The 12,327-nt window shown below is 54.8% G+C and carries 9 protein-coding genes; 1 reads left to right on the top strand and 8 read right to left on the bottom strand.

The features are described from left to right. The 6 genes from narI to AC07UY_RS16410 form a co-directional block, all read right to left on the bottom strand. The gene (gene narI / locus AC07UY_RS16435; protein WP_494660141.1) at positions 1 to 681 is read right to left on the bottom strand and encodes a respiratory nitrate reductase subunit gamma; all 681 of its coding nucleotides are present in this window, start codon (positions 679 to 681) and stop codon (positions 1 to 3) included. Continuing rightward, positions 678 to 1,373, bottom strand: a complete 696-nt coding sequence (gene narW / locus AC07UY_RS16430; protein ID WP_494701579.1) for a nitrate reductase molybdenum cofactor assembly chaperone — start codon at positions 1,371 to 1,373, stop codon at positions 678 to 680. Before narW ends, narI begins: the two co-directional genes overlap by 4 nt. Further along, positions 1,373 to 2,917, bottom strand: coding sequence for a nitrate reductase subunit beta (narH, locus tag AC07UY_RS16425; protein WP_494701578.1), 1,545 nt, complete (start codon positions 2,915 to 2,917; stop codon positions 1,373 to 1,375). Before narH ends, narW begins: the two co-directional genes overlap by 1 nt. After that, a complete protein-coding gene (locus AC07UY_RS16420) occupies positions 2,914 to 6,654 on the bottom strand; it encodes a nitrate reductase subunit alpha (protein ID WP_494701577.1) in 3,741 nt (1,246 codons plus the stop codon). The genes narH and AC07UY_RS16420 overlap by 4 nt, the downstream gene beginning before the upstream one ends. A gap of 129 nt (positions 6,655 to 6,783) precedes the next feature. Next, positions 6,784 to 8,169, bottom strand: a complete 1,386-nt coding sequence (locus AC07UY_RS16415) for a NarK family nitrate/nitrite MFS transporter (RefSeq protein WP_494701576.1) — start codon at positions 8,167 to 8,169, stop codon at positions 6,784 to 6,786. A gap of 213 nt (positions 8,170 to 8,382) precedes the next feature. Beyond that, positions 8,383 to 8,964 (bottom strand): TetR family transcriptional regulator, encoded by a 582-nt coding sequence (locus AC07UY_RS16410; protein ID WP_494701575.1) that lies wholly within the window; start codon positions 8,962 to 8,964, stop codon positions 8,383 to 8,385. 118 nt (positions 8,965 to 9,082) lie between these two features. Here AC07UY_RS16410 and AC07UY_RS16405 point away from each other — a divergent pair, with 118 nt between their 5' ends. Next, on the top strand, positions 9,083 to 10,570 hold the full coding sequence (locus tag AC07UY_RS16405) for an MFS transporter (protein ID WP_494660146.1): 1,488 nt from the start codon (positions 9,083 to 9,085) through the stop codon (positions 10,568 to 10,570). Position 10,571: 1 nt separating this feature from the next. Here AC07UY_RS16405 and AC07UY_RS16400 read toward each other — a convergent pair whose 3' ends face one another. Beyond that, complete coding sequence (locus tag AC07UY_RS16400; RefSeq protein ID WP_494660147.1) at positions 10,572 to 11,012, bottom strand: GFA family protein; 441 nt, start codon at positions 11,010 to 11,012, stop codon at positions 10,572 to 10,574. A gap of 83 nt (positions 11,013 to 11,095) precedes the next feature. Beyond that, positions 11,096 to 12,178, bottom strand: coding sequence for a porin OmpC (ompC, locus tag AC07UY_RS16395; protein WP_494660148.1), 1,083 nt, complete (start codon positions 12,176 to 12,178; stop codon positions 11,096 to 11,098). Positions 12,179 to 12,327: the final 149 nt, after the last annotated feature.

The following is a 12,327-nucleotide window of genomic DNA, read 5'->3' as shown; positions in this document are numbered from 1 at the left end:
TTAGCGACGCGAGCGGACAATCTGGTAGCGACGCGTGAAGTATTCAAACGGCGCGCTCCAGACATGAACCAGACGGGTAAAAGGAAAGATCAGGAAGATGGTCATTCCCAGCACCAGATGCGCCCGGAAGACCAATGCCACACCGTCCAGATGCGCAGACGCTCCCCCCTGGAAGGTCACCACTGACTGCGCCCAACCGACCAGTTTCAGCATTTCGCTGCCGTCCGGGTGCTGCGCGGAAAAGGGGATCGATATGAGACCCAGGATGCACTGAAACAGCAGGATGCAGAGGATGAGAATATCGGCGGTGGAAGAGGTCGCGCGAATTCGGGGATTGGTCAGGCGGCGAACCAGCAAACCCGTACCGCCGACCAATGTCAGCACGCCACAGAGGCCGCCGGCAATCATCGCCATCTGCTGTTTCATCGCCATGGGCAGAAACCAGGCGTACATCCAGTGCGGGGTTAACATCCCGAACAGGTGTCCGAAGAAAATCCCCAGAATGCCGATATGGAACAGATTCGACCATAACACCATGCCGCGTTTGTCCAGCATTTGGCTGGAGGCGGCGCGCCAGGTATACTGCCCGTAATCGTAGCGTAACCAACTGCCGAGGATAAACACCGTACCGCACAGGTAAGGGTAGATATCGTAAAAAAAGACGTTCAGGTACTGTATCATTTCGGACCTCCCGAACTGACGTCAACATACTGTGGCGCCACGTCCTGGCTAAAGCGGCGTTGATAATGTTGTAACGGTGAACTGTCACAGGCGGTGGCGTTATCTTCGATAAACTTCACCTGTTCTTCTTCCCACACCGCGTCCAGTGCCTGACGCGTGTCATCGCGCGTTTCACTGTTGACCTGTTTGGTGACACTGTCACTTGAAAGTGGGCTTCCTGCCAGAGCTAGCAACGCGTCAAACAGGTGATACCACGGGGTTTCGCGCTGTTTTAAGCGCCCGCCCAGAAGGGCCAGAATAGGGGCGACATTCTGTAATCCCTCTTTGGCCTCGGCCTCCGGCAAAACGCTCAGGTACTCCAGATAGAGGGGAAGATGGTCCGGCAATTCCCGGCAGTTAAGCTGCAGTCCGACCTTTTCATATTGCGCCAGCAGATCCACCATTGCCTGACCCCGGTCACGAGACTCCGCATGGACATGCTCAAACAGCAGTAACGAGGTGGCGCGACCACGATCAAACACTTCGCACCATTGCGCCTGTTTCTCGAGCAAGGGCGCATTGAGGAGATCGGCCGCGAAGTCGCTCAGCATCGGCGCTTCATTGCGAACCAGCGCGAGGGCGTCGTCCCGACACTCCCAAAGAAATTCATCGGGATATTCCATCAGCAGCCCAATCACTTTGAGAATTTGCATTATTCGCCCTCCGCTTTATCGCGCACTTCCGTGACATCGATGGCGTCGATTCGGCTGCTGTTAAACAGGTTGAATTTGGTGTCTGAGCCGTGGCAACCGTCGCCGAAGGTAAAGCCGCAGCCATTTTTCTCCGGGAAGGCATCGCGCGCCATTTCCCGGTGGCTGGTTGGGATCACGAAGCGGTCTTCATAGTTGGCAATGGCCAGATAGCGATACATCTCTTCAACTTGTTCAACGCTTAATCCCACTTCCTCAATCGCGCGGGTGTCCGTGACGCCTTCCACGGTTTGTGAGCGTTTGTAATGGCGCATCGCCATCATTCGTTTCAGGGCGCGCAGCACGGGACCGGTGTCGCCCGCGCTGAGCATATTGGCGAGATATTGCACCGGGATCCGCAAACTTTCGACGGCAGGCAGGATACTGTCAGTCTGCGGCAATCCGCCAGCATCGGCATACGACTGGATGGGCGACAACGGCGGGACGTACCAGACCATCGGCAGGGTGCGGTATTCCGGGTGCAGCGGCAGGGCCAGCTTCCAGTCCATCGCCATCTTGTAGACCGGCGAACGCTGGGCCGCCTCAATCACGTTGTGTGGAATTCCCTGTTTCAGCGCCTCTTCAATCACCGCCGGGTCATGAGGATTCAAAAACACGTCGCACTGGCGCTCATAGAGGTCGGTTTCATGTTCGGTACTGGCTGCCTCTTCAATCTTCTCGGCATCGTAGAGCAACACGCCGAGATAACGGATGCGGCCCACGCAGGTTTCTGAACAGACGGTCGGCTGGCCCGATTCAATACGCGGGTAACAGAAGATGCATTTTTCAGATTTGCCGCTCTTCCAGTTGAAGTAGATTTTTTTGTACGGACAGCCGCTGATGCACAGACGCCAGCCCCGGCATTTGTCCTGGTCAATCAAGACAATGCCGTCTTCTTCACGTTTGTAAATCGCGCCGCTCGGGCAGGTTGCCACGCAGCTGGGGTTCAGGCAGTGTTCGCACAGGCGCGGCAGATACATCATGAAGGTGTTTTCAAACTGACCGTACATCTCCTTCTGCATTTTGTCGAAGTTACGGTCACGGGCGCGTTTTTCAAATTCCCCGCCGAGCAGCTCTTCCCAGTTTGGCCCCCAGATAATCTTGTCCATCCGTTTGCCGTCAATCAACGAGCGCGGACGGGCGGTGGGCAGATTTTTGCCCTCAGGCGCGCTATGCAGGTGCTGGTAATCGTAGGTGAACGGCTCGTAGTAATCATCGATTTGCGGAATGACCGGGTTGGCGAAGATTTTCGTGATGACGCCCATTTTGCCGCCCAGACGCGGCCTTATCTTACCGTTAACGTCACGAACCCAGCCGCCTTGCCACTCCTCCTGATCTTCCCAGTTCTTCGGATACCCGATACCCGGTTTAGTCTCAACGTTGTTAAACCACGCGTACTCCATGCCTTCACGCCCGGTCCAGACGTTTTTACAGGTCACCGAGCACGTGTGGCAGCCGATGCACTTATCAAGATTGAGGACCATGCCAACCTGCGAACGTATTTTCATTTTTTCGCCTCCTGTACCTGATCCCGACCTTCATCATCCAGCCAGTTAACATGTTTCATTTTGCGGATCATGATGAATTCATCGCGGTTCGAACCCACCGTGCCGTAGTAGTTAAAGCTGTACGCCAGTTGGGCATAGCCGCCAATCATGTGCGTCGGTTTCGGGCACACGCGCGTCACCGAGTTGTGGATGCCACCGCGCATACCGGTGATTTCCGATCCAGGAATGTTCATGATGCGTTCCTGGGCGTGGTACATCATGGTCATCCCTGGTGGAACACGCTGGCTCACCACCGCGCGGGCGGTGAGAGCGCCGTTGGCGTTGAAGGCTTCAATCCAGTCGTTGTCTTCAATACCTAACTCTTTGGCGTCGGTCTCGCTAAGCCAGACAATCGGCCCGCCGCGCGACAGCGTCAGCATCAGCAGGTTTTCGCTGTAGGTGGAGTGAATGCCCCATTTCTGGTGCGGCGTCAGGAAATTGAGCGCCTTTTCGGGGAAGCCGTTAGGGGGGATCTCCCGCATCGCGCTGACGCTGCGGGTGTCGATAGGCGGTCGGTACGCCACCAGACTTTCGCCAAACGCGCGCATCCAGGCGTGATCCTGGTAAAGCTGTTGGCGACCCGAGAGCGTGCGCCACGGGATCAACTCATGGACGTTGGTGTAACCGGCGTTGTAGGAGACATGCTCGCTTTCCAGACCGGACCAGGTTGGGCTGGAGATAATCTTACGCGGCTGCGCCTGGATATCACGAAAGCGGATTTTCTCGTCTTCTTTGTTGAGCGCCAGATGGGTGTGTTCGCGACCGGTAATGGCACCTAACGCTTCCCAGGCTTTCACCGCCACCTGGCCGTTGGTTTCCGGCGCCAGCGCCAGGATCACTTCAGAGGCATCGATGGCGGTGTCGATCAACGGTCTCCCTTTCGCCGGGCCATCCCGCTTGGTGTAGTTGAGCTTGCCGAGGAAATCGACCTCCGTCTGGGTGTTCCAGGAGATGCCTTTACCGCCGTTACCCAGCTTGTCCATCAGCGGTCCAAGTGAGGTAAAACGCTCGTAAGTGGCCGGATAGTCACGTTCGAGCACCGCAATATTGGGCGCAGTTTTTCCGGGAATGAGGTCGCATTCGCCTTTGCGCCAGTCCTGAATATCAAAGGGTTGTGACAGTTCGGCCGGAGAGTCGTGTTGCAGCGGTTGCAGTACGACATCCGTTTCTTTGCCAAGATGCCCGACGCACACCTCTGAGAACGATTTGGCGATCCCTTTGTAGATATCCCAGTCGCTTTTCGATTCCCAGGCCGGGTCCACGGCGGCCGATAACGGATGAATAAACGGATGCATATCCGAGGTATTCATGTCGTCTTTTTCATACCAGGTGGCGGTCGGCAGCACGATGTCGGAAAACAGGCAGGTGCTGGACATCCGAAAATCGAGCGTCACCAGCAGGTCAAGTTTGCCTTCAATCGCGGCAGACTGCCATTCGACCTCTTCAGGCTTAATCCCTTCGTGCGACCCTAACGCCTCGCCCTGAATACCGCTCTCGGTGCCCAGCAGGTATTTGAGCATGTACTCGTGGCCCTTACCGGAGGAACCCAGCAGATTTGAACGCCAGACGAAGAGATTGCGCGGATGGTTTTTTCCGCTGTCCGGCTGCTCACAGGCGAAACGAATTTCACCAGATTTGAGCGCCGCAACGGTGTACTCCGCCGGGGATAATCCGGCCTGATCCGCGTTGGCTTTCAGGGTTAACGGGTTGAGATTGAGCTGAGGCGCAGAAGGCAGCCAGCCCATGCGTTCTGCCCGGACGTTGAAATCGATCAGATGCCCGGTAAATTTCGTGGCGTCCGCCAGCGGCGAGAGCAACTCCTGCGCGGTCAGTTTTTCATAGCGCCACTGACTGGAGTGGTTGTAGAAAAACGAAGTGCTGTTCATCTGGCGCGGCGGCCGGTTCCAGTCCAGCGCGAACGCCAGCGGGAGCCAGCCGGTTTGCGGACGCAGTTTCTCCTGCCCGACATAGTGCGCCCAGCCGCCGCCGCTTTGCCCGACACAACCGCAGAAGACCAGGATGTTGATCATCCCCCGGTAGTTCATGTCCATGTGATACCAGTGGTTCACACCGGCACCGAGGATAATCATCGACCGTCCGTGGGTTTTGTGGGCGGTATCGGCAAACTCACGGGCGATCTGTTCGATATGACGGCGTGGCACGCCGGTGATGTGTTCGCCCCACGCAGGCGTATAGGCTTTGAGCTCGGCGTACTCTTTGGCGGCGCAGTCATCATCAAGACCCCGATCCAGCCCGTAATTGGCCAGCACCAGATCGTAGACGCTGACCACCGGACGCACGCTACCGTCGGCCAGCGTCAGGCGTTTTACCGGGAGCTGGCGAATGAGCACAGGTTCCTGCTTCACACTGCGAAAATGGGGATTCTCATTACCGCCGAAATAGGGGAACGCCACGCCCGCGACATCATCATGTTGACCCAGCAACGATAGCGACAGTTCCGTTTCGTTTCCTGCCGCCAGCGCTTCAAGGTTCCATTTGCCTTTCTCACCCCAGCGAAAGCCAATCGAACCGTTGGGTGCCACCAGTTCTCCCGCGCTATTCAGGGCGACCGTTTTCCATTCTGGATTATTGCTCTCGCCCAGACCGTTCACCAGATCGGAGGCGCGCATCATCCGCCCAGGAACGTAACTGCCGTCGTCACGCGCATCCAGTAGAACCAGCATCGGCATATCGGTGTAGCGACGACAGTAGTTGATAAAGTAGTCGCTCGGGTTGTCGAGATGGAACTCCTTCAGGATCACATGGCCCATCGCCATGGCCAGCGCGCTGTCGGTACCTTGCTTCGGCGACAGCCACTGGTCGCACAGCTTGGCGACTTCTGAATAATCGGGCGTGATGGCAATGGTTTTGGTGCCTTTGTAACGCACTTCGGTAAAGAAGTGGGCGTCCGGGGTACGCGTCTGCGGCACGTTAGAACCCCAGGCGATAATGTAGCTGGAGTTGTACCAGTCGGCCGATTCCGGGACGTCCGTTTGCTCGCCCCAGGTCATCGGCGATGCCGGGGGTAAATCACAGTACCAGTCATAAAAACTCAGGCAGGTGCCGCCGAGCAGCGACAGGTAGCGGGTGCCAGCGGCGTAGGAGACCATCGACATGGCCGGGATCGGCGAGAAACCGACGACGCGATCGGGACCGTAGGTTTTGACCGTCCAGACGTTGGCGGCGGCGATCAACTGATTGAGTTCTTTCCAGTTTGAGCGAATAAATCCGCCGCGTCCGCGCACCTGTTTGTAGCTCTGGCACTTTTGCGGGTCGTTCATGATCGATTCCCAGGCCAGAACCGGGTCGGGCTGGCGGGAGAGGGCGTCGCGCCAGAGTTCGATCAACCGTTTGCGCACCAGCGGATATTTGAGTCGGTTAGCGCTGTATAAATACCATGAGTAGCTGGCGCCGCGTGGGCAGCCGCGCGGCTCGTGATTGGGAAGATCCGGGCGAGTGCGCGGATAATCGGTTTGTTGTGTTTCCCAGGTCACCAGGCCATTTTTGACGTAGATTTTCCAGCTGCATGAGCCGGTACAGTTAACCCCGTGAGTCGAGCGCACGATTTTGTCGAACTGCCAGCGTTGGCGATAGCTGTCCTCCCAATCCCGGTTGGTATGCATAACCTGACCGTGACCTTCAGCGAAGGTGTCACCTTTTTGCTTAAAGTAACGGAAGCGATCCAGCAGTTTACTCATGACATTTCTCCTGCTCCGATAATGTGTCAGGCATGTAGGCCGGATAAGGCCTTGTGCCGCCATCCGGCATTATTTCAACGCCTGATGGCGACGCTAACGCGTCTTATCAGGCCTACATGAATATGTTTGTTATTTTTTTTGTGATTTACGGCCATAGACCAGCCAGGTCACCAGCACGCAGACGATGTAAAACACTAAGAATATTTTCATTGCGCCAACCGGAGAGCCGGTCAGCGCCAGAGATGAACCAAACGCTTTCGGGATGAAGAAACCGCCCACCGCGCCAATAGCGGAGATAAACCCAAGCGCGGCAGCGGTATCCGTCACCGCTTCACGCTGAGCCTGTTCTTCCGTCCCGCCGTGCAGTTTCACCCGGTAAATCGTGATTTTGCGAAAGATCACCGCAATCATCTGGAAGGTCGAGCCGCTTCCCAGACCTGCGGTCAGGAAAAGCCCCATGAACACCAGATAAAAGGCGGTAAAACTGCCGGAACCCGAACCCGGCAAGGTGAGAAACAGCAGGGCGCTAAACAAGGCCATAAAAATGAAGTTAATCAGCGTCACGCGCACGCCGCCGAACTTATCGGAAATAACGCCGCCGGCAGAGCGTGCCAGCGCGCCGATAAACGGGCCGAAAAAGGCCAGTTTCAGTATGTTCACATCGGGAAATTGTGTTTTCGCCAGCATGGCGAATCCGGCGGAAAAGCCGATAAACGATCCAAACGTGGCGAGGTACAGCAGGCTTAACAACCAGAGATGAAAACGTTTGAGTACCGGCAGCTGTGCGGCGACAGAGGATTTTGAGCTGGAAATATCATTCATTCCCAACCCGGCCGCAATGGTGGCGGCAATCAGCAACGGAACCCAAATCCAGGTGGCATTTGCCAGCGACAACAACGACCCGTCGGCTTGTGGGACGCCTTGTACGCCGAGAAACGTGAAGATGGGCAGAAAAATCACCAGCGGCGAGACCATCTGCATCACGCTGACGCCCAGGTTGCCTAAACCGCCGTTAATCCCCAGGGCGCTGCCTTGCTTCGATTTGGGAAAGAAAAAACTGATATTGCCCATACTCGAGGCAAAGTTGGCACCCGCAAAACCGCACAGCAACGCGATAACAATAAATACCCCATAGGGAGTGGCGGGGTTTTGCACCGCAAAACCGAGCCACAGGCAAGGAATAATCAGAATCACAGTGCTAAAAATCGTCCAGCGACGCCCGCCAAATATGGGCACCATAAAGGAGTAGGGGACGCGTAATATGGCGCCGGAAAGGGAAGGTAATGCGGTTAATAAAAAGAGTTGATCGGTGGTGAAATTAAAGCCTACTTTATTCAAATTAACGGCGACGGCGCTAAACAACATCCAGACGCAGAAGGCGAGCAGCAGACAAGATACTGATATCCAGAGGTTTCTTCTGGCGATATGCTTACCTTTGTTTTCCCAGTAAGCGGGGTTTTCAGGCTTCCAGTCATTTAAAAGATAACGATTTTTTCTCTCATTTTGTGGTGCCATATTACCCTCACATGCCCGCGTCGTTCATGAAAAAGAAATAATAAGAGGCTGAGCCGCAATGGCTCTTTTTAGAAATTATTGGCTTTTTTTGAGAATATTGTTTGAAAGGATAGATAAGAAAGCGAAGCCACGTGACGTGAAGGGGGAATAACAGGTTGCTTAAGTGTTACTAAATGTAAATTATGAAGGTGTATTATTCATTCATATTTAACGTCAGATATACAGTTCCCGTGAAATCATGTGATCCAGATGCCGTTCAAAGGCAGGATCGGCCATTTCCGTCATGCCAAGCGCGTACATACCGTCCAGACCACACACCAGCGCAATGAAACGCCAGGCGATGTCCTCCGCCACGCCATCGGTGAAGGTGAACTCACCGGCCTCACGACCTTGCTCGATCAGTCGCGCGGTATCTTCGTGCCACATCTTCATCGTCAGCAGATACGCATTTTTGATTTCAGGATCTTTGTCCGCCAGGATTTGCGCTTCCCGCCAGAGTTTAATGTACGGCTCAAAACCGCCGTCGTGGCTACCCAGCATGGCATGAAGGCGCGTGCGCCAGGTGGCGTTCTCCGGTGCAATGTTGGTATCCAGCAGGGTACGAATCAGACGAATAAATGCCTGCGATTTCAGTTCTCCCGCATTGCTGAAATGGTGGTGAAGTTGCCCGGTCGCCACGCTGGCTTCTGTCGCAATACGTCTTACCGTCATGGCGTTAAAGCCTTCCTGTAACGCAACGCGCATGGCTGCCTGCAAAATCACTTCGCGACGTTCATCCCGATTTAAATAGCTCATCCGTCTCTCACTCTGGTCACCGTGACGGCAGTGTAACAAAAAGCTGGACATGCGTTCAACTTTCCGTAGGATCGCTAAAGCTGGACATGTGTCCAACTTTGTTTTTAGTGGGAGTTTTATGTTTCGTCAGTGGTTAACGTTAGTGATTATTGTGCTGGTCTACATCCCTGTTGCGATTGACGCAACGGTGCTGCATGTTGCCGCCCCCACGCTGAGTATGACGCTGGGCGCCAGTGGCAACGAGCTGCTGTGGATCATTGATATTTATTCTCTGGTGATGGCCGGGATGGTCCTACCGATGGGCGCGCTGGGCGACCGCATTGGTTTTAAACGTCTACTGTTGCTGGGCGGGAGCCTGTTTGGTCTGGCCTCGCTGGCTGCTGCGTTTGCTCATAGCGCCAGTCTGCTGATTGCAACACGGGCGCTGCTGGCGATCGGTGCTGCAATGATTGTCCCTGCGACGCTGGCGGGGATCCGCGCCACCTTCTCTGAAGCGCGTCATCGCAATATGGCGCTGGGTGTGTGGGCCGCCGTTGGATCGGGGGGCGCGGCGTTCGGTCCCCTGGTCGGCGGTATGTTGCTGGAGCATTTCTACTGGGGCTCGGTATTTCTGATCAACGTCCCGATTGTCTTACTGGTGATGGGACTGACGGCGCGCTTTGTTCCGCCACAGGCAGGCCGTCGCGAGCAGTCGCTCAACCTGGCGCACGCGATCATGTTGATCATCGCCATTTTGCTGTTGGTCTATAGCGCAAAAACGGCGCTGAAAGGGCACCTCGCGGTCGGCGTGATTGCGTTGACGTTACTGGTGGGAGCGCTGTTACTGGCTGCGTTTGTGCGCATCCAACTGGCGGCTTCGCGCCCGATGATCGACATGCGTCTTTTTACTCACCGTATTATCCTGAGCGGCGTGGTGATGGCGATGACCGCGATGATAACGCTGGTGGGATTTGAACTGCTGATGGCGCAGGAGCTTCAGTTTGTTCACGGTTTAACGCCGTATCAGGCGGGGCTGTTTATGTTGCCCGTGATGGTGGCCAGCGGATTCAGCGGTCCGATTGCCGGAATGCTGGTATCACGACTGGGGTTGCGTTGGGTGGCGACGGGCGGGATGGCGCTCAGCGCGTTGAGTTTCTACGGTCTGGCGCTGACCGACTTCAGTAGCCAACAGTGGCAAGCCTGGGGGCTGATGGCATTGCTGGGATTCAGCGCTGCCAGTGCGCTTCTGGCGTCAACGGCGGCCATTATGGCGGCGGCACCGGCAGAAAAAGCCGCCGCAGCGGGCGCCATTGAAACGATGGCCTATGAGCTGGGCGCAGGCTTAGGTATCGCCATCTTCGGTTTACTGCTGAGCCGGAGTTTCTCGGCGTCTGTCATGCTGCCGGAGGGGTTAAACGAGCAGGAGATAGAACGCGCGTCGTCATCAATGGGTGAGGCGGTACAACTTGCCCATACACTCTCACCGAATCTTGGCGAAGCGGTTCTTGGGGCGGCCAGACAGGCGTTCACCTGGTCGCACAGTGTGGCGTTAAGCAGCGCCGGAAGTTTGTTGATCCTGCTGGCACTCGGGATGTGGTTCAGTCTCGCCCGCATAAAACAGCATTAATTTAGTGGGCTAACTGGCAAGGGTAATCCATCTCCTCAACTTCCTTACCGCTCAGGCGGGCATATTGCCCCGTGAGCCGCCAGAAAGCGGGTTGCGTTTCGGTGTAGATTTCGGCTGCCAGGATCAGGCGACGGCGATCGACCTCGTTAAGCTCCAGCAATGTCCACGGAATAAAATAGCGCTCACTGTCGGTCAACGTAAACCACAGTGGGCATCCGCAACCGGAACAGAAAAAACGTTCTCCACGTGTTGAAGAGGGAAAGTGCGAAGGTTCTGATGACTCTGGCGACATCAGCGGTTGACCGCTGGCTTCCAGATACATGGCAATACCACCTGACCATTTCTGGCACAACGTGCAGTGGCAGGCATAAACATCAAGCATTTCGACGTTAACGGTAAAATGACTTTGTCCGCAAAGACAACGACCTGTGAACGTCTGCACGGCATACTCCTTATGACCGAGTCTGGATCAAGAGAAAAAGCCAGCCCATCATGGGCTGGCTTTGATTTCAGGCTACAACAAAATTAGAACTGGTAGGTCAGGCCTACAGCCACAACGTTGTCAGTGCTTACGCCAGCAATCTGAGTGAAGTTGTTGTCATCCAGCAGGTTGATTTTGTAATCAACGAAGGTAGACATGTTTTTGTTGAAGTAGTAGGTCGCGCCCAGGTCAACGTATTCAACCAGATCCTGGTCGCCGAAACCGCCGATGTCTTTACCTTTGGATTTCAGGTAAGCGATGGACGGACGCAGACCGAAGTCGAACTGGTACTGAGCAACCGCTTCAAAGTTCTGCGCTTTATCCGCGATACCGTTAACATTTGAACCATAGGTGGTCATGTTACGGGTTTCGGAGTAGGTGGTTGCCAGGTAGATGTTGTTCGCATCGTATTTCAGACCAGCAGCCCATACTTCAGCGTTGTCGCCGTCAGCGGTGAACACGCCGTTAGTGCTCTTGTTCTGACGGTCGGTACGGTCAGATTTAGCATAGGTCGCACCGATGCCGAAGCCTTCGTACTCATAAGTGGTAGACAGACCAAAACCGTCGCCGTTAGCTTCTTTAACGTTGCTACGGTCGTTTTTGCCCTGGTACTGAGCGGCGAAGTTCAGACCTTCAACCAGACCAAAGAAGTCGGTGTTACGATAGGTTGCAACGCCAGTAGTACGGCTGGTCATGAACACGTCAGTCTGGGTCCAGGTATCACCACCGAACTCAGGCAGAACGTCGGTCCATGCGCCGATGTCGTACGCTACGCCGTAGTTACGGCCGTAGTCGAAAGAACCGTATTCTGCGAATTTCAGACCAGCGAATGCCAGACGAGTTTTGTCGCCTTCGGAACCCTGATCTTCAGTACGGTTGCCTTTAAATTCATATTCCCACTGACCAAAACCAACCAGTTGGTCATTGATCTGCGTTTCGCCTTTGAAGCCCATACGAGCGTAGGTTTTGTCGCCATCACTCTTGGTGTCATCAGAGAAATAATGCTGAGCGTGTACTTTACCGTACAGATCCAGTTTGTTGCCGTCTTTGTTATATATCTCTGCTGCGTTTACAGCACCTGCTGCCAACAGGGTAGTCACTGCCACTGCAACTAATTTAAGTTTCATGCTCAATAATCCTTATAATTTTCTTAGTGTGTTTCCTAAACCATTTCTAAACGAACCCGTCAGTCAATGGCAGACCATTTTTAAATTACGCAGTGGTATAAGTTCAATAATAAGTTTCATAATATTACTGAATATTTACAGTTATGTGA

The sequence above is a fragment of the Citrobacter sp. GW821-FHT02E08 genome (assembly GCF_059421685.1).
This window is presented reverse-complemented; position numbering and strand designations above follow the sequence as displayed.